Source organism: Arthrobacter terricola, assembly GCF_004354015.1.
Lineage (GTDB): Bacteria > Actinomycetota > Actinomycetes > Actinomycetales > Micrococcaceae > Arthrobacter > Arthrobacter terricola.
In genome coordinates, this window is sequence record NZ_SMRU01000036.1 from 1 (window position 1) to 20,471 (window position 20,471).

Here is a 20,471-nt window from a genome sequence, read left to right on the forward strand (position 1 = left end):
GACACGTGCAGCAGCCTCCTTCCGGGACGTCCCGGAGGACCGTAACCGGAAGAACTCCTCACGCCCCGGGTGAGGGCCGGCTCCCCGTTTTCCCCGGCCTTTCAACCCGGCCTTCCGGACCCAGGATGCTCCGGTCACCGGATTGATCCCGCATTCCCTCGCGGCCGCCGTCGTATTCTGCAAACGATCAAACACCGCGAAGAAAGCAGCCTTCTCTTCCAGCCCATAACGGCTTGAACGAACCACGGTCGTTGCAACTCCCAAAAATCAGGGTGTTGCAACGACCGCTAGAACCCGCCGAGGTTTAAGGGGTGTGATCTGTACACAAACTCCGGGGGAGGGGAGGGTTACTTCAGGGCCGACTTGGCCAAGGGCGCCGAAGTGTCGCTCAGGCTGAGGCCCTTCGTTTCGGGTGCCAGGTATTGGGAGATCACGGCGCCGAGCACGCAGATCGCGGCGGCGATCAGCATGGTGGTTCCCACGCCCAGGCTGTCCACGGACATCGGGAGGATGAAGGTGCCCGCCGCGGCACCGATCCGTGAGAATGCGGCGGCGAATCCGACGCCGGCACCGCGGATTTCGGTGGGGAAGACCTCGCCCGGGTACACACCCGTCAGCGCCGTGGAGACCGCGTTGAAGAAGGAGAACGCGATGAAGCAGATCAGGATGATGGTGGGCGAGAAGTGCGAGAACAGGCCGATGATGACGAGTGCGACGGCGGCAATCCACATGGGCGGGATGGACAACTTGCGTCGGCCGACCCGCTCGATCAGGAACATCGCGGCAAGGGAACCGGCCACTACGACGCCGTTGAGCAGCAGTGCTCCCGTCAAACCGTCCTGGATGCCAAGGTTTTCAAGCACGACGGGCGCGAAGGTTGCGATGGCGAAATACGGAGTGACGTTGCAGACCCAGTACATGCACACGAAGATCGTGGAGTTGCGGTACTGCGGGGAGAAGAGCTTGCCGAAATTGGGTTTCTCCGACTTTTCGTTCGCCAAGTCCTGGACATCCGCTTCGTCCATGTGCGCCTTGGCGATGGCGAGTGCTTCATCGATCTTGCCCTTGCTGATGAGCCAACGCGGGGATTCGGGTGAGCCCAGGCGGAGCAGGAACACGATGAGCGACGGGACGGTGCTCATGCCGAGGATGATCCGCCAGTCGGCGTGGATGGCAGTGGACAGGTAGTAGCCCACCGCGTAGGAGAGCAGGTAGCCCACGTACCAGGCGACTTCCTGGAACGCCATGAGCTTGCCTCGCAGCCTGGCCGGGGAGAACTCGACCAGCAGGGGCCAGCCGATGGCGTAGTCGGCGCCGATTGCCATGCCCATGAGCAGGCGGATGGCGAACAGTTGCCAGGGCTCGGCTACGAAGAATTGAGCCGCGGAACCCACCAGGAAGATGGCGAGATCGACGATGAACATCGGCTTCCGGCCGATCTTGTCAGCCAGGAAACCGCCGATGGGTCCGCCGAAGAAGATGCCGATGAGGGCCGAGGCGCCTATAAGGCCCTGCCACGTGGCGGAGAGGTGGAGGTCTGCGGTCAATGCGGGCATCACGAGGCCGATGCCACCCAGGATGAAGCCGTCGATGAACATGCCGCCGGCGATCACGGCGCTGAGTTTGTAGAGGAACCGCTTCTTTTGGGGATCGAGCGGGGCTTGCGTTTTCAACGGCCTCGGGGCCGGAACGACGGGTGTACTCACGATGGACTTCCTTGTTCTCGTGTTTTTCTAACGGACGGATGGACGACGGCGCGTCGGGAAAAGGTCCAGGCCTGGAATAAGAGGGGGTTCCGTTCAATTGGTGAACGTCGTGCTCAAAAATATGACACACGCCACAGATGGTGTCAATAGTGAACAGCGCGTTCGAAAGTAATGCCTCCAAGTCCTTGACAGTGAAATGGCTAACACGTTAAATTGAACGCAGTGTTCAGATGATGAACGTTCGAATGTAATGTTGTCGCACTGGTCGGCATGAGTCCAAGGAAGTACCGTTGCCATGAAAAATGAACCTTTGAGCCTGTTTGCGTTCGACGTCTTCGCGCCGGCCCACTTGACCTCCGGATCGTGGCGCAATGAAGGTGACCAGGGCTACCGCTACACGGACCTTCAGTACTGGACCGGGATCGCCCGGAAGCTGGAGGACGCTGGCTTCGACGGCATCTTCTTCGCCGATAACGTCGGCTACCACGACGTTTACCGCGGCAACGGCGACGCCGCATTGCGCGACGCCGCCCAGTTCCCGATCAACGACCCCACCGTGCTGATCAGCGGCATGGCGGCGGTCACCAAGCACCTCTCTTTCGGCGTGACCGTCTCGGCCACCTACGAACCGCCGTACCTGTTGGCCCGCAAGTTCAGCTCCCTGGACCACCTCACCGGCGGCCGGGTTGGATGGAACATCGTGACCTCCTACTCCGAGGCGGCAGCCCGGAATCTGGGCAAGGAACAGCAGGTGACCCCGCTCGAGCGCTACGACATGGCAGACGAGTATATGGACGTGGTCTACAAGCTGTGGGAATCCTCCTTCGAAGAGGACGCCGTAGTGCGCGACGCCGAGTCCGCCACCTACATCGATCCCGCCAAGGTCCACCAGATCAACCACTCCGGCCAGCACTTCACCGTTCCGGGTTTCCATCTGTGCGAACCGTCCCCGCAGCGCACTCCCGTCCTGTTCCAGGCCGGCTCGTCGTCGCGTGGCATGGAATTCGGCGGCAAGCACGCTGAGGCTGTCTTCATCCAGAGCACGTCGGTGGAAGGCGCCAAGCGCACGGTCGCCAAATTGCGCCAGGCCGTGTCCGACGCCGGACGGGACCCGCAGGATGTCAAGATCGTCATCCTGCTGACCGTCGTGGTCGCTCCCACGAATGAAGAGGCCCAGGCCAAGTACCAAAAGGCCGTGGACAATGCCCCGATCGACGGGATCCTGGCCCGATTCAGTGGCTGGACCGGCATCGACATGTCCGAATACGAACTCGATGTACCGCTTCGTTCGGTTGGCACCAAGGCCGGCCAGTCGATGGTGGACATGTTCTCCAAGGCTGATCCGGACCGTGACTGGACTCCGCGCCAGATCGCCGAGTTCCTCGCGGTCGGCGGAACGGGTTCCACGATCATCGGTTCCCCGGAAACCATCGCCTCGGAGTTGCGCCGCTGGCGCGACGAGGCCGACGTCGACGGCATCAACCTCAGCTACACCACCAAGCCGGGCAGCTGGGACGACTTCATCGAACTCGCCCTGCCTGAACTGCGCGCCCAGGGGATCATCGCCCCCGAACGCAACGAAGACCAGGAACCGGTCACGCTGCGCGAGAAGCTCTTCGGGCAGAAATACACCTTGAACGGGCACCCCGCCACTGCCCACCGTGCCACCCACCTGAGCGAAGCAGCCCGCTAAGCGCGGTCACCCCCGACGGATATCAACGGAGATACTCATGACTGAACAGACGGATGTCGTTGTAATTGGTGCCGGCCTGGCTGGCCTGGTCACCGCCCGTGAGCTGGGCAACCGCGGCCACAAGGTCGTGGTCCTGGAAGCCCGCGACCGGCTCGGTGGCCGCTTGTGGACCGAGGACCGCCTGGGCCGCAAACTCGAACTGGGCGGGAACTGGCTGCACTGGACCCAGCCCCACGCCTGGGCCGAAGTGACCCGTTACGGCCTGGACGTCTCCCGCGGCCCCCGCTCGGAGGAAACCTACTGGCTCGCCGGCGACGAAGTCCGCCGCGGGAACCTCGATGACTTCATGGCCCTCATCGACCCCGGCATGACCCGGCTCCTCGAGGACACCATGAAGTGGCTGCCGCGCCCGGACGCCCCGCTCACCAACGGGGACCTGGCCGAAGCGGACCAGTACAACCTGCAGGAAATGCTGGACAAGCTTGACCTGTCCGTGGACGAACGCAACGCCAACGAAGCCGCCTGGGTGGGCCACTTCAACGCCCCCCTGGACCAGTGCGCCTACGTCAACGCCCTGCGCTGGACCGCCGCATCCTCAGGGCACTGGCACCTGATGCACGAAGCCTCCGCGATCTACCGCCTCAAGGACGGCAACGACACCCTGGCCAACGCCATCGCCGAAGACGCGGACGCGGAAATCCGCCTGAACGCCCCGGTCACCCGGGTGGAGCACAATAACGACGGCGTCACCGTCACCTATGGTGGCGGGCAGCAGCTCCAGGCCCGCAAAGCCGTGATCACCCTGCCGGTGAACATCCTGCACAAACTCGACATCCAGCCCGCCCTCTCCGAAGGCAAGCTCGCCCCCAGCCGGGAACGCACCGCCTCCCAGGGCGTGAAGGCCTGGATGCGGGTCGGCCGCCGAGGCACCCCGGGCCCGATCAAGCCGTTCTTCGCCTACTCCGCCCAGGACAAGCCGCTCTCGGTCATCCGCACCGAGTTCATCGGCGAGAACGACGCCGTGCTGGTCGGCTTCGGCGCCGACGGGAACCGGATCGACGTCACCGACAAAGCACAGGTGCAGGCCGCCGTCGACGTCTGGCGTGATGACCTGGAAGTCCTGGAAGTCGCCGGCCACAAATGGGGCGAGGACCCCTACGCCGAGGAAACCTGGCTCATCCAACGCCCCGGCCAACTCACCAAATACCACGCAGCACAACAAGCCAGCGAAGGCGCACTCCACTTCGCCAGCGGCGACATCGCCAACCTCTGGGCCGGTTTCTTCGACGGCGCCATCGAATCCGGCCTGCGCGCAGGCCGCACCGTTCACGCAGAACTGAAGGCATAATCATGGACACCATTCCCGCTCCCGTCCAGGACGGCATCACCCCCGCCTACTACCGCCAGATCCTGGGCAAACTGCCCACCGGCGTCACCGCGATCACGGGCATTAACGACGACAACGAGAAGCTCGGCCTCGTGGTCGGCACCTTCCAATCCCTGTCCCTGGAACCGCCGCTGGTGATGTTCTGCGTGGACAAGTCCTCCTCGAGCTGGCCGAAACTGCGCAAGCTGCAGAAATTCACGGCCAACATCCTCGCCGATGACCAGATCCCCATCTGTAAGTCGCTCTCCCGCAAGGGCCCGGAAAAGTTCGAAGGCCTGCCTTCCACCCCTGGCCCGCTCGGTACCCCGCATCTTGACGGCGCCACCGCCTACATCGACTGCGTGGTGACCGCCGAAGTCCTCGTCGGCGACCACTACATGGTCGTAGGATCCGTGACGAACATGGAAGAAGGCACCGGCGACGCCCTGCTCTTCCGCGCCGGCAAATTCGGCCAATACCTGCCCATCGACATCCCGGCACCGGCCGCCGTCGCGCCTGCCGTCGTCGCCGCACCGGAAACCGTACCCGTCAGGAGCGCATCATGAGCCGCCGCGACACCATACTTGAAGCCTGGAACCGTGCCTGGGGCGACGGAGACCTCTCCGCCTTCGAAGCCCTGCTGGCCCCTGGCTATGTCCGCCGGTCCAAGACCGGGAGCGAGGATTACACCAGCCTGCGCAAAACCATCGAAGCCACCCACGCAGCCTTCCCGGATACCACCACCGAGATCCTGCACATCATCGAAGACGGCGATACGGCTGCCATCCACTGGCAGACGAAGGGAACACACCAAGGCCAGTTCATGGACGTGCCCGCTACCGGACGCAACATCACCGTCACCGGCGCATCCTTCCTCCGTTTCGACGGCGACAAGCTCGCCGAAGAATGGGTCGTTTGGGACCCGCGCGAACTCCTCTCATCCCTCGGCATCTGGCACTTGGGATAGCCCGCATCGTTCCTACCGCCCAGGAGGCGCCCCATGACCCTCGAAGGACATTCCCTCATCGCCGGTGAAGCCATTCCCGGCACCAACGGCACAACCAACGGCTTCAACCCGGCTACCAACGAGCATCTGCAGCCGGCTTACACGCTGATCAGTGAGCAGCAATTGAGGGTGGCCACCGAGGCCGCCGCAGACGCTTTCGACTCTTTCTCCGCCTTGGCTCCGCTGCAGCATGCCCGGTTCCTGGAAGCGATCGCCGAGAACATCGAAGCGGTCGGAGATGAACTGGTGGAGCGCGCGTCGGCGGAGACGGGCCTTGGCCTTGACCGCTTGCGCGGCGAGCGGGCGCGGACCATCGGGCAGCTCCGGCTGTTCGCCGACGTCGTCCGCCAGGGGGATTTCCGCGGAGTCCGGATCGACCCGGCCTTGCCCGACCGGACGCCCCTGCCTCGGGCAGACATCCGGCAGCAGCAGATTCCCCTCGGCCCCGTCGCCGTGTTCGGCGCGAGCAACTTCCCGCTCGCCTTCTCGGTCGCGGGCGGCGACACTGCCTCAGCCTTCGCCGCGGGCTGCCCGGTCATCGTCAAAGCGCACAATGCCCACCCGGGCACGGCTGAACTCGTGGGCAAGGCCATCACCCAGGCCGTGAAGGACCTCGGCCTCCATTCGGGCGTCTTCTCCCTTGTTTATGGCTCCGGCTCAAGCATCGGCCAGGCCCTCGTTGCCGATCCCGCCATCAAGGCAGTCGGTTTCACTGGCTCCCGCTCGGGCGGAACGGCCTTGATGCGCACTGCCGCGGCCCGGCCCGAACCGATCCCGGTCTACGCGGAAATGTCCTCCATCAACCCGGTCTACGTTTTCGACGGCGCCCTCGCCGGAGACGTCGATACCCTCGCCAAGCAGTACGTCGCGTCCGTGACGGGAAGCTCGGGACAGCTCTGCACGTCACCGGGCCTCGTCTTCGTCCCGGCCGGTGAGGCAGGGGACCGTTTCGCCGCCGCCGTCACGGGCCACATCACCCCGCTGCACGGTCAGACCATGCTTACCGGCGGGATCGCGGCCGCCTGGCAGCACGGCTACAACGCGCTCGAGGGCGTCGCCGACGTCGAACTCCTCGGACGCGGAAGCGCCGGCCCTGGGGAAAACGCGCCCGCACCGGCTGTTTTCAGTGCGGACCTTGATGTCTTCACGCACAACAAGATCCTGCACGAGGAAATCTTCGGCGCAGCGTCATTGGTGATCCGTTACAAGGACGTGGACGATCTCGTCAGCGCCACCAACAAGCTCGACGGACAGCTCACGGCCTCCCTGCACCTGAGCGAAGACGATTACGCTTCCGCGGCCCCGCTTGTCCCGGCCCTGGAACGCAAAGTCGGGCGGATCATCATCAACAGCTGGCCCACGGGCGTGGAAGTGAGCCACGCCATGGTCCACGGCGGTCCGTACCCGGCAACCTCGGACTCGAAGACGACGTCCGTGGGCACGCTCGCGATCGAGCGGTTCCTCCGCCCGGTGGCCTACCAGAACTTCCCCGAGGAGCTCCGGCCGGCCCCGCTGAAGGACGCCAATCCATGGAAAGTCCGCCGACTGATTGACGGCGAACCCGTGATGTAGCCCATTTTCCGGCCCCGGATAGACCTCTCCAACAAGATATTCGTCCGGGGCCGGAGTCCCACTGCGTTTAGAGGCCGAGTTCTTCGAGGACGGGCAGCTTGGCGCGCACCCAGGCCTTGGCGTCGAGGGCATCGGGCGCAGAAAGTGCCAAGCGGGCCAGTTCCTGCGCTTGCTCCAGCGTGACCGTCCTCAAGACAGTGCCCACCGCGGCAAGCGAGCGGGCGGTCATGGAGAGGGTGGTCACGCCCAGCCCAACGAGTACGACGGCGAGGGCCGGGTCGGCGGCCGCCTCACCACAGACGCCCACTGGCTTCCCGTTGCCTTCTTCGAGTGAACCGGCGACGGTCAGCTGCACAAGCCGCAGCACAGCAGGTTGCCACGGAGTGTTGAGTTCGGCGAGGGGTCCGAGCTGGCGGTCGGCCGCCATTGCGTACTGGGTGAGGTCGTTGGTTCCCAGGGAAGCGAATCCAACGTGGCGCAGGACCGAGGCCGAGGTCAACGCGGCCGACGGCACCTCCACCATGACGCCAGGAGTCTTGATACCCGCGGCATCGCACATCGAGGCGAAACGCGATGCCTCCGCCGCCGTCGAAATCATGGGCGCCATGACCCACACATCCGCCTCGGATTCGCGGCTCGCCGTCGCGATTGCCTCGAGTTGGCGCTCAAGGACGCCGGGCGTCGTGAAGTCGGTGCGGTAGCCGCGGACGCCGAGGGCAGGGTTCGGTTCGGTGGCGTCCGTGAGGAAGGGCAGGGGCTTGTCGGCCCCGGCGTCGAGGGTGCGGAGCACCACTTTCTTGCCCGGGAACGCGTCGAACACGCCTTTGTACGCGGCGGCTTGTTCTTCCACGGTCGGCTCGGTGTCGCGTTCGAGGAAGCAGAATTCCGTGCGGAACAGGCCAACGCCCTGGGCGCCGAGCGCCGCGGCCTTGGCGGCGTCCTTCGCTCCGCCCACGTTGGCGAGGAGGGGCACCAAGTGGCCGTCCGCCGTCGTGCCGTGTCCGTCGAATACCGCAAGGGTAGCGGCGTTCTCCAGCCACGTGAGTGCCGCAGTGCGATGCTCTTCGGTGGGCTCAACGGTAAGGGATCCGGCGGCGCCATCAACGAAGACTTCGGTCCCGTCCGGGATGTCGTCCACGCCGTGGGCCGCGACGACGGCGGGCAGGCCGAGCGAGCGCGCAATGATTGCCGTGTGGGACTGCGGTCCGCCGCCGGAGGTGACCAATGCCTTCACCATGAGGGGATCCAGCGTTGCGGTGTCGGCGGGAGCCAGGTCTTCGGCCACCAGGATGAACGGGGCGTCCGACGCCGGGATCCCCGGGGCGGGGACTCCGCGGAGTTCGGCGACAATGCGGGCGCGTACGTCGAGGACGTCCGTAGCACGCTCGGCCATGTAGCCGCCCAGGTTGTGGAGCATTTCGGAGACTGAGGCGCCTGCTTCCCAGATGGCACGTTCGGCGGAGGTGCCCTTGTTGATGAGCTTGGCGGCCGACTTCAGGAGCATCGTGTCCTTGGCCATGAGTGCAGTGGCTTCCAGGACTTTCTGGCCATCTCCGCTGGCCTTGTCCGCGCGTGCCTTGAGTTCGTCGTGGACTGATTGGGCCGCCGTCTTAAGCCCGGCGATGGCGTCTTCCGTGCTGATGGAAGCGGCTAGCTGTTCGCCCGACGGCGGTTCGCTGACTGGCTTGGGCATCTGGCGGATAGTGCCGATGACGCGGCCCGGGCTGACGCCTACTCCTTGGAAATTCTGCACTGAAATCCTCTGTTCCTGCTCGTGGACCGGACCCCGGTGGCTGCGGCGCCTCGTGACCCGAAAAAATCCCCTGTGATTCACTTCATATAGCGTTGCTATAGGTGCTAGGGTAGCGGCTATGAGTTTCGATGACCAGCTTCCGCCCAAAACTCGGCTGCTTCGCGCTGCTGCCGAGTTGCTGGCGAATTCGGACGGGTCACCGGTCTCTACGCGCCAAATCACCAAGCTTGCCGGAGTCACGGCGCCCACGCTTTACCACCACTTCGGTGACAAGGAGGGGCTGTTCGACGCCGTTGTTTCAGCCGGCTTCGAGGAGTACGTGGCGGGGGAGCGGGATTTCGCACCCTCCGGGGAGCCCCTGGAGGATGTCCGGCGGATGTGGGACAACCACGTCAAGTTCGGGCTTACCCAGCCGCACCTTTATTTGGTGATGTTCGGCAATATCCGTCCGGAGAGCAGGCCGTCCATCGTGGCCGATGCCGAGGCGCTCCTGGAGGAAATGCTGAACAAGGCAGCGATCGCCGGGCAGATCAACGTACCCCCGCGCGAGGCGGCGAGGAGTATTCTCGCGGCCAATGTGGGAGTCACGCTCATGCTCATCGCAGAACCCTTGGAAGACCGGAGTATCGAGCTCTCCACCATGACCCGGGATTCCATGATTTTCGCCGTGTCCACGGATACCGCCCGTGGCGCCGCAACAGGCGACTCCGGCAAATCGTCAGTTGTTGTTGCGGCAATCGCCCTGAATGCGGCACTGCAGGCCTCCCATTCAGACCAACTATCCAGTTCTGAGTTGAAGCTGTTCCTCGAATGGCTTCACCGGATTTCCAGCAGCTCCTAAGAGCTGTCCTTCCGGCAGCTACTAGAGCTTTTCCCTTTTCGATATACATCGACTGATCCCGCACAGCTGCGGGACTCACGTTAGGAATTCACCCATGGCAACAGCGACCGTTGCGAAACCGCGCACCAGCATGCGCGTGCATGTCCAAAGGTTCGGAACATTCCTCTCCGGCATGATCATGCCCAACATCGGTGCCTTCATCGCATGGGGCATCATTACGGCCCTCTTCATCCAGACTGGCTGGCTGCCCAACCCCGAACTCGGCGGCTTCGGCAACAGTGCTGCTGGCACCCCGAATGTGGGCCTTGTGGGCCCCATGATCACCTACCTCCTGCCCCTCCTGATCGCCTACACCGGCGGCAAGATGGTCTACGACGTCCGTGGTGGCGTCGTTGGCGCCATCGGGACGATGGGCGTCATTGTCGGTGCCGGTATCCCGATGTTCATCGGCGCGATGATCATGGGTCCGCTGGCCGGCTGGACGATGAAGAAGATCGACTCCATCTGGGATGGCAAGATCCGTCCCGGCTTCGAGATGCTGGTCAACAACTTCTCGGCAGGCATTTGGGGAGCGCTGCTCGCCCTGTTCGGATTCTTCGGAATTTCGCCCGTGGTTACCAACTTCAGCACGGCTGCAGGCAATTTCGTCGAGTTCCTGGTGCACAACGGACTCCTTCCGCTGACCAGCATCTTCATCGAGCCCGCCAAGGTCCTCTTCCTGAACAACGCCATCAACCACGGCGTGCTGACCCCGCTGGGGATCCAGCAGTCGCTCGAACAGGGCAAGTCCATCCTGTTCCTGCTTGAAGCCAACCCCGGTCCGGGTGCAGGACTTCTCCTTGCCTACATCTTCTTTGGACGCGGCGCGGCCAAGGCCTCGGCACCTGGCGCCCTGATCATCCAGTTCCTTGGCGGCATCCACGAGATCTACTTCCCGTACGTCCTTATGCGCCCGCTGCTCATCCTCGGAACCATCGCCGGTGGCATGACGGGCATTGCGACGCTTGCCATCACCAACTCGGGCCTCGTCGCTCCGGCAGCCCCGGGATCCATCTTCGCGGTCCTTGCCCAGACGGCCCGTGACAGTTATTTCGGTGTGATTTTGTCGGTCGTCCTGGCAGCAACCGTCTCCTTCCTGGTTTCTTCGCTGATCCTCCGGACCACGCACCACAGCGACGAAGTGGACCTCGGCTCAGCCACCTCCAAGATGGAAGCGCTCAAGGGCAAGAAGAGCTCCGTCGCCTCCACACTGGTGGGTGCCGGCGTCGGAACCGCCGTCCTGACCCGCCCGATCGCGAACATCGTCTTTGCTTGCGACGCCGGCATGGGCTCCAGCGCTATGGGTGCCTCGGTCTTGCGCAACAAGATCAAGGCGGCGGGCTTCCCTGAAGTCAAGGTGACCAACGCGTCCATTGCCAACCTGCGTGACGACTACGACGTCGTTGTCACGCACCAGGACCTGACGGAACGCGCCCGCCCGGCCACTTCCAGCGCCGTGCACGTCTCCGTGGATAACTTCATGAACAGCCCGCGGTACGACGAAATCGTCGAAATGGTCAAGGAAAGCAAGGCGGGACCGGGCGCTGAAAGCACGACGGCGACTGCCGAACCGGTCGCCCAAGGGGGCGGTGCCCACGCGGCCGAGCCATCCGACGTCGGGGGCAAGGATGTCCTGCTCGCCCAAAGCGTGGTCCTGAACGGAACCGCGAGGGACCGCGATTCGGCCATCGACGAAGCCGGCCAGCTCCTGCTGGACCGCGGAGCCGTGGACACGAGCTACGTGCAAGCGATGCACCAGCGCGAGGAATCCGTGTCCACCTACATGGGCAGCTTCCTGGCCATCCCGCACGGCACCAACGCTGCGAAGGACCACATCAAGCACTCGGGCGTATCGATCGTCCGCTACCCCGAGGGCATCGACTGGGCCGGCAAGCAAGTCAAGTTCGTCGTCGGCGTGGCCGGCATCAACAACGAACACCTGCACATCCTGTCCTCCATCGCCAAGATTTTCACGGACAAGGCGCAAGTGGCGCAGCTTGAGCAAGCCACATCGGTGGACGAAGTGCTGGAACTGTTCGGAAAGGTCAACGCATAGTGAAGGCAGTCCATTTCGGGGCCGGGAACATCGGACGGGGATTCGTCGGCTTGCTGCTGCACGAGGCTGGTTACGAGGTGGTTTTCGCGGACGTCGCGGAAGCACTGATCAACCAACTCGCCGCCGCGTCCTCCTATGAGGTCCACGAGGTCGGCGAAAATGCGGCAGTCAAGACCGTGTCCGGTTTCCGGGCCTTGAATTCGGGCACCGAGGAGGCAGCTGTCGTCGCGGAAATCGCGACGGCGGATGTCCTCACCACGGCCGTCGGGCCGCACATCCTCAAGTTCGTGGCACCTGTGATTGCCCGCGGCCTCGCGGGTCGCTCGCCGTCGTTGGCTCCCTTGCAGGTGATGGCCTGTGAGAACGCGATCAATGCCACCGACCTCCTGCAGACTGAAGTGCGGGCGGCGTGGGACGGGGCCGCCGGCGACCTTTCCGAGGTGGCCGTGTTCGCCAACACCGCGGTGGACAGGATCGTTCCCAACCAGGCTCCGGGGCAGGGGCTGGACGTCACGGTCGAGACGTTCTACGAGTGGGTCATCGATCGCACTCCGTTCGGGGGCACAGCGCCGGTCATCCCGGGCGCGACCTTCGTGGACGAGCTTGGTCCCTACATCGAACGGAAACTGTTCACGGTCAACACAGGACACGCTTCGGCGGCGTACTTCGGCTACGGGGCCGGCCTGGAGAAGATATCCGATGCCATGGCGGATGCTTCGGTGGCTGCGCGGGTCCGGGCTGTGTTGGAGGAGACCAAGAAACTCCTCGTGGCCAAGCACGAGTTCGTCGAGGCGGAGCAGGAAGCGTATGTGCAGAAGATCCTGTCCCGCTTCACCAATCCGTACCTGCCGGACACCGTGAACCGCGTCGGCCGGGCACCGCTGCGCAAGCTGGGGCGCCACGAGCGCTTCATCGGACCCGCCGCGGAACTCGCCGAACGAGGAGTTACCCCGGTTGCCCTGCTGGACGCGATGTCGGCAGCTTTGCGTTTCGACGACGGAGCGGACGACGAGGCCGTGGAACTCGTCCGGATGCTCGCGGAAATGGACGCCGCCGACGCCGTCGAACGCATCACCGAGCTGCCGCCGTCGCACCCGTTGTTCCCGCACGTGCAGAAACTGGTGGAGGAGCGCAAAGCGGAGGTGTAGGGCCTGCGGGTCGCTCGCCCACAACTGGATAGAAAAGACGAAACCGCTCCTGCACATCGTGTGCAGGAGCGGTTTCGCTTTTGGCGCGTGTTGCTACCGGGAGCTCACGACGGCGGCCGTTTCGGTTTCCGCCATGGCTTTCCACTCTGCCACCCGGGCCTGGTGGAGGGGCGTCTTCCGGACCACGAAGTAGGCCACACCCAGGATGGCGAACCATGCGGGGGTGACGAGCAGCGCGGTAAGGGTGTCGGGCTGCGTGGTCAGGGCCCATACGAGGAACGCGAAGAAGGCGAAGACCACCCAGACCATCGCGATGCCGCCGGGCATCTTGTAAGTGGAGGCTTCGTGCAGGTGCGGTCGGCGCTTCCGGTACACGAGGTAGCTGGCCAGGATGATGGACCAGACGAACATGAAGCAGACCGCGGAAACGGTGGTGACCATGTCGAAGGCCGCTCCGATGTCCTTGCCGGCGTAAAGCAGGACGACGCCGGACAGCAGCAGGACGCAGGACAGGAACAGGGCGTTCTGCGGAACCTTGCGGCGGGACAGGCGGCCGAACACCTTGGGGGCGTCGCCGTCGTTCGCCAAACCGAACACCATGCGGGACGTCGAGTAGATGCCCGAGTTGGCCGAGGACATCGCGGAGGTCAGCACCACGAGGTTCACCACGGTAGCCGCGATCCCCAGCCCAGCGAGCGAGAACATGGCGATGAACGGGCTGTGGCCGGCCTTGAATTCGGTCCACGGGATGACGGACATCAGGATGATGAGGGCGCCGACGTAGAAAAGCATGACGCGGACGGGGATGGCGTTGATGGCGCGGGGCAGGTTGTGCTCCGGGTTCTTGGTCTCGGCGGCTGCGGTGCCCACGAGTTCGATGCCGACGAATGCGAAGACGGCAATCTGGAAGCCGGCTACGAAGCCCATGAATTCCTTGGGGAAGAAGCCGCCGTGGCTCCAGAGGTTGGTGAAGCTCGCGGCTCCGGCGTCGGACTTGAAGCCGGAGAAGATCATGACGAGGCCAACAATGATCAGTGCGGCGATGGCAACGATCTTGATGAGGGCGAACCAGAACTCGGTCTCGCCGAAGGCCTTCACTGTGGGGAGGTTCAGCGCGAGGAGGATGGCGATGGTGGCCAAGCCCGGGATCCAGAGCGGCACGCCGGGCCATAGCTCCTTTGCGTACCCGGCGATGGCGATGACGTCGGCGACTCCGGTGACAACCCAGCAGAACCAGTACGTCCAGCCGGTGAAGAAGCCTGCCCAGGGACCGATGAGGTCGCCCGCGAAATCGCTGAACGATTTGTAGTTGAGGTTGGACAACAGGAGCTGGCCCATTGCCCGCATGACGAAGAACAGCATGAAGCCGATGATCATGTACACGAAGATCACGGAGGGGCCGGCCACCGAGATCGTCTTACCGGAGCCCATGAAGAGGCCCGTGCCGATTGCGCCGCCAATGGCGAGCAATTGGATGTGGCGGTTGCTTAGTGAACGCGCGAGATGGGGTTCACTGTCCTTGCTTGAGGCGCTGCGTTGCCCCTTTGTTGTCTGTTCAGACATATCTGCATCCTTCAGGTGATTCGCCACGATGGTGACGTGGCTAACAGATCGGCTAGATAAAGGTAGCGCGAAGCCTCCGGAAAGTTGTGATTGAACGTTTCACTCGAAATTCTCGCCGGTTGTGGTCCAGGTCTCTTGATATTTAGGTTGCCTAACTGTTAGGATACCTAACTATGAACACCGATCGACCCGAGGAAGCGCTCATGGCCCTCGCCCAATCCTTCCGGGAAGCGCTGCGGCAAAGCGTCTACGTGATGCGCCGCCTTGATTCAGAAGAGCAGCTCAGCGCGGCACAGTTGGGAGTCCTCAAGATGGCGCTCGACGGCGGTGCCCGCGTCGGGGCGATCGCCCGGAACCTTGGGGTCAAGGTCCCCAGCGCAACGGAACAGATCATCAAACTTGAACGCGCGGGCCTGGTCAAGCGCGAAGCCGACCCCGACGATTCACGCGCCGTACGGGTCGTTGCGACGCCGGCAGGGCATGCCGCCATCGAGAATGCTGACCGCCGCCGCAACGAGTACATCGCCGGCATCCTCGGCACGCTCAGCGAAGAGGAGCGCGACTCCATCGCCGCCGCCCTGCCGGTGTTCGACAAGATCAACAACTCATTCCAGAACTAAACGAAAAACAAGGAGAACAGTCCATGAACGGCCAGCTCGCAGGCCAATTGCAGCCAGCGGAAGAAACCCTCGAGGCCGAGAAAGCCTCGTTCCTCAAGCAGCCCAAGGCTGTGTGGGCCACGGCCCTCGCCGCGGTCTTCGCTTTCATGGGCATCGGCCTGGTGGACCCGATTCTTCCCGCCATCGCCAACAACCTCCAAGCGAGCCCCAGCCAGGTATCGCTGCTTTTCACGAGCTACTTCCTGGTCACCGCCGTCGCGATGCTCGTGACCGGATTCGTCTCATCGCGCATCGGCGGCAAGAAGACGCTCATGATCGGCCTGGCGCTGATCGTGGTGTTCGCCTCGCTGTCCGGCCTTTCCGGCAGCGTGGGTGAACTGGTCGGATTCCGTGCCGGTTGGGGACTCGGGAACGCGCTCTTCGTGGCCACCGCGCTCGCGGTGATTGTCGGCGTCGCAAGCGGCGGGACCGGAACCGCGATCATCCTGTACGAAGCGGCCCTCGGGCTCGGCATCTCCCTCGGCCCCCTGCTCGGCGCTCTCTTGGGTGGTTGGCAGTGGCGCGCACCGTTCTTCGGCACCGCGGTCCTCATGGCCATTTCCTTCATCGCCTTGATGGCGCTCCTGCCCAAGACCCCTACCCCCGCCAAGAAAGCCCGGCTGCGTGACCCGCTCCTCGCACTCGGCCACAAGGGACTGCGCACTACGGCCGCAAGCGCCCTCTTCTACAACTACGGATTCTTCACCATCCTGGCTTTCACCCCGTTCATCCTGGGAATGGACGCCTACGGAATTGGTGCGGTGTTCTTCGGCTGGGGCGTGGCCGTGGCGGTGTTCTCGGTCTTCGTAGCTCCCGTGCTGCAGCGCCGCTTCGGCACCACCAACGTTTTAGTGGGTACGCTCGGCGTCCTCCTGCTCGACCTTGCCGGGCTGGGACTGGCCGCGGGGCACTCGGTGACTGCCGTCGTCGTACTTGTCATCGTGGCGGGAGCTTTGCTGGGCATCAACAACACCCTCTACACCGAGCTGGCGATGGAAGTGTCCGATTCGCCGCGTCCCGTTGCGTCGGCAGGGTACAACTTCGTGCGCTGGATGGGTGGGGCCCTTGCCCCGTTCATTGCGGCACAGCTTGGTGAACACTTCGGTCCGCAGGTCCCGTTCTTCGCCGGCGCAGTCGCCCTCGCGATCGCGATCCTGGTGGCCCTCGGCGGACGGCGCTACCTGAAGACCCACGAACCGCACCTCGTGTAAGCATCTCTGGAAACGACAACGGCAGGCAGTCCAAAAGACTGCCTGCCGTGACGCTGTTCGTTTGCCGGGCCGGAACTTTAGTGCGCGGAGACCGATTCCTTCGCGGCGGCCTTCGGATCCGTCAGCTTCTTGTTGGGCAACGCGAAGCTGATGAGGAACGCGATGCCGGTAAGGACCGCGGCGGTCAGCATGACGCCGTCGATCGCCTGGGCGAAGCCCTCAGTGATGGGCCGCGTGAGCACGGGGTTGGCGTGGTGCAGCCAGCTCGTGTCATTCAGGGAGTCGTTGCTGGCGCCGTTCTTGAAGAAGTCGTACAGCTTGGCGTTTGCGGGATCGGCGGCGACGGCCGGGTCCTTGAGGACCTTGAGGTAGTCGGCGCTGCCCATCGCGTCCTTCATGCCGGAAGCGATCTTGTCCGCGGCCAGGCTGAAGAGCATCGAGATGAAGACCGCGGTTCCCACGGCGCCACCCATCGAGCGGAAGAACGCGGCGGTGGACGTGCCTACGCCCATGTCTTTCGCCGGGACGGAAACCTGCATGGCCAAAGTGAGCGGCTGCATGCAGAAGCCCAGGCCGACGCCGAAGAACACAGCGATCAGGCCGGGAACCCACAGGCCGGTGTCCACTCCGAGGGACAAGCCCATGGCGACGGCGGACGCCGTCAGGACTGCGGTGCCGATGATCGGGAAGACGCGGAAAACGCCCGACGACGAGATGGTGCGTCCCGCTGTGATGGAACCGAAGAGGATGCCCACCGTGAAGGTGATCATCAAGAGGCCGGCCTCGGTGGGGGTGAGACCCTTGACGAGCTGCAGGTACATCGGGAGCATCGCGATCGCGCCGAACATGCCGATGCCGATGATGAAGTTCAACAGCGAGGACAAGCCGAAGGTGATGTTCTTGAAGAGCCGCAACGGGATCAGGGCGTAATCGCCGGCGCGCTTCTCTACGAGCAGGAACGCGACAATACCTACGAAGCCCACGCCGTAGCAGATCCACGAGTTCGTGGAGGTCCAGCCCCAGCTGCGGCCCTGTTCGGCCACGAGGAGCAGCGGCACGATTGCCAAGGTGATGGCAGCGGCGCCCCAGTAGTCGATCTTTTGCTTGACGTGCTTTGCGGGCAGGTGCAGGAAGATGAAGACAACCACCAGTGCCGCGAGGCCGATCGGCAGGTTGATGAAGAAGACCCAGCGCCAGCCGTCGAAGCCGAGGATGTGCGAAGCGCCGGCGAAGGCGCCGCCGATCACGGGCCCGAGCACCGAGGAAACGCCGAACACGGACATGAAGTAGCCCTGGTACTTGGCGCGGTCCTTGAGTGCGACGATGTCGCCGATGATCGTCAGTGCGAGGGCCAACAGGCCGCCGGCGCCCATGCCTTGGATGCCGCGGGCAATGGCGAGTTCGGTCATGGAGTGCACCGATCCGGCGTACAGGGAGCCGGCCAGGAAGATCAGGATGGCAGCCAGGTAGAGCGGTCGGCGGCCGAAGATGTCACTGAGCTTGCCGTACAGCGGCGTGCTGACGGTGGAGGTGATGAGGTAAGCCGTGGTGGCCCAGGCCTGGAGCGAGAGGCCATCGAGATCGTTGGCGATGGTGTAGATGGACGTGGACACGATGGTCTGGTCCAGCGATGACAGGAACATGCCGAGCATGAGGCCCACCATGACGGTGAGCGTCTGACGGTGCGTCAGGACCTCGCCGGCGGCCCGTACGGGCGTGGTTTTGGACATTGCTTCTCCAAGGATGGCAGAAAAGGGGACTAAGCAGGATAGTTGCTTTCAGTAACTATCCTAATCGCTCCTGTATTCCCTGTCGTACCAGAATGGAGTGACAATTGTTACCGCTTCACTGTTATCTCTCCACTGCTACCTCTCAACAAGGATTCCATCCGGATCGCAGTAGATGAGGTTGCCCGGTTCGATGTGCACTCCATCGATCACCAAGGCGATGTCCACCTCGCCGCGGCCCACTTTGGAACTCTTCTTGGGATTGCTGCCAAGGGCTTTCACGCCCAAGGGCAGCTTCGCGATCGCCAGGCGATCGCGGATCGCCCCGTTGATCACGACGCCGGCCCAACCGTTCGCGACGGCGCTTTCGGCGATCATGTCCCCCATCAGGGCCGTGCGGAGCGATCCGTAGCCGTCCACCACCAGGACGGAACCTTCGCCCGGAGTCGCCAGGACTGCCTTCACCAAGGCGTTGTCCTCGAAACACTTGATGGTGCGGACCGGGCCGTTGAAATGGGTCAAGCCACCGAGGTCCTGGAACTGAAGTGATATCGACTCGACATCTTCGGCGCGCTCATCGTAGAGATCGGCGGTGTTGATGGGGTTCGCGGGCGTGTTCATCGTGCTCCTCCTCGGTCCGTTGCAGTTAACCTACCGCCACCTGCCTGCTGCTGTTCCAGCCGGGGTAGATGTCCACATACACAAATTCGTCCCGGTCCCTGAGGGGTGCGCGGCGATAGGCTGATTCCACACGTCCTGACGCCAGGGGAGCACTGTCATGAGCTTGTCCAATGTTCCACCTACATCCGGCGTCCCGACGACGACGCTCGCCGAGCCTGTCCAGCGTGTCCGCTCCCTGTGGATCAGCGGGCTGGTGCTCGTCAATGTGGGCATCAACGCTGCCTTCTTCGGTCCGCTCCAAGTGTTGCTCGGGCAGCAGGCAATCCATTTTGACGAGGGGCAGAAGGAAGCCATCCTTGCGCTGGTCACCGGATGCGGCGCAGCGGTTTCGATGGTCGCGAACCCCCTCTTCGGAGCCTTAAGTGACCGCACCGCCTCCCGATTCGGGCGCCGGGTGCCGTGGGTGGTCTTCGGGGCCGTCCTGGGTGCCGCGGCCTTGGTAGGGCTCGCGGGTGCGCCGAACGTCGCCGTCATGACAATCCTGTGGTGCCTTGTCCAGGCCGGCTGTAATGGTGCATACGCAGCCATTACCGCAGCCATCCCGGACCGTGTCCCAGTGCCGCAGCGGGGCACGGTGGGAGGCCTTGCTGCCATGGGCCAGACCGCTGGGATCCTTGCCGGCGCGGTGATCGCGTCGGTTGTCTCCGGGAACTTCGCCCTCGGCTTCATCGTGTGTGCCGTGGTGCTGCTTGTGAGCGTCGTCCTCTACTTTTTCAAGAACGACGACTCCGTCCTTCCCGTGGCGGAACGGCCACCTTTCAAATTGTGGGCGTTTCTCAAGCGTTTTTGGGTCTCGCCCGTCAAATATCCGGACTTTGCGTGGGCCTGGCTGACGAGGTTCCTGGTCAATGTCGGCAACCACATGGTCACGCTGTACCTGCTCTTCTTCCTCAAGGACGCCGTCCGGCTTCAGGAGACACAGGGGATCGCGCCCGAATTCGGGGTCCTCATCCTCACCGGCCTTTATGCCGTCATGGTGATCGCCACCAGCGTGGTGGGCGGTGCTATCAGTGATCGGATGGGCAAACGCAAACCCCTCGTGATTGTCTCCTCCATTGTCATTTCCGCGGCTTCGTTGATCCTCGCGTTCGAACCAACGTGGACGGGGGCGATTGCCGGGGCCGTGGTGCTCGGCATCGGTTTTGGGGCGTACCTCGCGGTCGACTTTGCCCTGATCTCCCAAGTCTTGCCAGCGGCTTTGGATCGCGGACGGGACCTCGGAGTGATCAATATCGCAAACTCGTTGCCCCAAGTGATCGCTCCTCCGTTGGCCTCGTTTTTCGTGGTGTCCTGGGGCGGCTACGTCTCGCTGTATGTGGCCGCGGCGGCTATCGGATTGCTCGGTGCGGTGTTCGTCGTCAAGATCAAAGGCGTCGCGTAGGCGGGCTGCGCTCTCAGGGAACTGACAACTTGCTGCCGTATCATTGTCAGGATGCGCGCGGCCTATGGG

16 protein-coding genes are annotated in these 20,471 nt (G+C 63.6%); 11 read left to right on the forward strand and 5 right to left on the reverse strand.

What is annotated here, in order from left to right; all coding sequences use genetic code 11:
* Positions 1–347 precede the first annotated feature (347 nt).
* On the reverse strand, positions 348–1,706 hold the full coding sequence (locus E1809_RS22280) for an MFS transporter (RefSeq protein ID WP_235835731.1): 1,359 nt from the start codon (positions 1,704–1,706) through the stop codon (positions 348–350).
* 295 nt (positions 1,707–2,001) lie between these two features.
* Between E1809_RS22280 and E1809_RS22285 the strand changes: the two genes are divergently transcribed.
* The 5 genes from E1809_RS22285 to E1809_RS22305 are packed head-to-tail and all read left to right on the forward strand — an operon-like array spanning position 2,002 to position 7,343.
* On the forward strand, positions 2,002–3,399 hold the full coding sequence (locus E1809_RS22285; protein ID WP_133206435.1) for an LLM class flavin-dependent oxidoreductase: 1,398 nt from the start codon (positions 2,002–2,004) through the stop codon (positions 3,397–3,399).
* Positions 3,400–3,418: 19 nt separating this feature from the next.
* The gene (locus E1809_RS22290) at positions 3,419–4,747 is read left to right on the forward strand and encodes a flavin monoamine oxidase family protein (RefSeq protein ID WP_268908732.1); all 1,329 of its coding nucleotides are present in this window, start codon (positions 3,419–3,421) and stop codon (positions 4,745–4,747) included.
* Between the two features lie 2 nt (positions 4,748–4,749).
* On the forward strand, positions 4,750–5,331 hold the full coding sequence (locus tag E1809_RS22295; protein WP_133206437.1) for a flavin reductase family protein: 582 nt from the start codon (positions 4,750–4,752) through the stop codon (positions 5,329–5,331).
* Entirely contained in the window at positions 5,328–5,732 is a 405-nt protein-coding gene (locus tag E1809_RS22300; protein ID WP_133206438.1) for an ester cyclase, read from the forward strand. The genes E1809_RS22295 and E1809_RS22300 overlap by 4 nt, the downstream gene beginning before the upstream one ends.
* A gap of 33 nt (positions 5,733–5,765) precedes the next feature.
* Complete coding sequence (locus E1809_RS22305; protein ID WP_133206439.1) at positions 5,766–7,343, forward strand: aldehyde dehydrogenase (NADP(+)); 1,578 nt, start codon at positions 5,766–5,768, stop codon at positions 7,341–7,343.
* Positions 7,344–7,410: 67 nt separating this feature from the next.
* Here the strand turns inward: E1809_RS22305 and ptsP are convergent, their stop codons facing one another.
* Positions 7,411–9,096 (reverse strand): phosphoenolpyruvate--protein phosphotransferase, encoded by a 1,686-nt coding sequence (gene ptsP / locus E1809_RS22310; protein ID WP_133206440.1) that lies wholly within the window; start codon positions 9,094–9,096, stop codon positions 7,411–7,413.
* 118 nt (positions 9,097–9,214) lie between these two features.
* Between ptsP and E1809_RS22315 the strand changes: the two genes are divergently transcribed.
* The 3 genes from E1809_RS22315 to E1809_RS22325 all read left to right on the forward strand — a co-directional run bounded on the left by E1809_RS22315 (position 9,215) and on the right by E1809_RS22325 (position 13,180).
* Positions 9,215–9,937 (forward strand): TetR/AcrR family transcriptional regulator, encoded by a 723-nt coding sequence (locus E1809_RS22315; RefSeq protein ID WP_133206441.1) that lies wholly within the window; start codon positions 9,215–9,217, stop codon positions 9,935–9,937.
* 94 nt (positions 9,938–10,031) lie between these two features.
* Entirely contained in the window at positions 10,032–12,032 is a 2,001-nt protein-coding gene (locus E1809_RS22320) for a PTS mannitol transporter subunit IICBA (RefSeq protein ID WP_133206442.1), read from the forward strand.
* A complete protein-coding gene (locus E1809_RS22325; protein WP_133206443.1) occupies positions 12,032–13,180 on the forward strand; it encodes a mannitol-1-phosphate 5-dehydrogenase in 1,149 nt (382 codons plus the stop codon). The genes E1809_RS22320 and E1809_RS22325 overlap by 1 nt, the downstream gene beginning before the upstream one ends.
* A 93-nt stretch (positions 13,181–13,273) precedes the next feature.
* Here the strand turns inward: E1809_RS22325 and cycA are convergent, their stop codons facing one another.
* The gene (gene cycA / locus E1809_RS22330) at positions 13,274–14,743 is read right to left on the reverse strand and encodes a D-serine/D-alanine/glycine transporter (RefSeq protein ID WP_133206444.1); all 1,470 of its coding nucleotides are present in this window, start codon (positions 14,741–14,743) and stop codon (positions 13,274–13,276) included.
* Between the two features lie 173 nt (positions 14,744–14,916).
* Here cycA and E1809_RS22335 point away from each other — a divergent pair, with 173 nt between their 5' ends.
* Together E1809_RS22335 and E1809_RS22340 are read left to right on the forward strand one after the other, a co-directional pair.
* Positions 14,917–15,363 (forward strand): MarR family winged helix-turn-helix transcriptional regulator, encoded by a 447-nt coding sequence (locus tag E1809_RS22335; RefSeq protein WP_133206445.1) that lies wholly within the window; start codon positions 14,917–14,919, stop codon positions 15,361–15,363.
* A 23-nt stretch (positions 15,364–15,386) separates the two neighbouring features.
* Positions 15,387–16,613, forward strand: a complete 1,227-nt coding sequence (locus E1809_RS22340; RefSeq protein WP_133206446.1) for an MFS transporter — start codon at positions 15,387–15,389, stop codon at positions 16,611–16,613.
* Between the two features lie 77 nt (positions 16,614–16,690).
* Here the strand turns inward: E1809_RS22340 and E1809_RS22345 are convergent, their stop codons facing one another.
* Positions 16,691–18,343: an MDR family MFS transporter gene (locus E1809_RS22345; protein WP_133206447.1), complete on the reverse strand. Its 1,653-nt coding sequence runs from the start codon at positions 18,341–18,343 to the stop codon at positions 16,691–16,693.
* 135 nt (positions 18,344–18,478) lie between these two features.
* Positions 18,479–18,961, reverse strand: a complete 483-nt coding sequence (rraA, locus tag E1809_RS22350) for a ribonuclease E activity regulator RraA (protein ID WP_133206448.1) — start codon at positions 18,959–18,961, stop codon at positions 18,479–18,481.
* Positions 18,962–19,118: 157 nt separating this feature from the next.
* Between rraA and E1809_RS22355 the strand changes: the two genes are divergently transcribed.
* Positions 19,119–20,402, forward strand: coding sequence for an MFS transporter (locus tag E1809_RS22355; protein ID WP_133206449.1), 1,284 nt, complete (start codon positions 19,119–19,121; stop codon positions 20,400–20,402).
* Positions 20,403–20,471 lie beyond the last annotated feature (69 nt).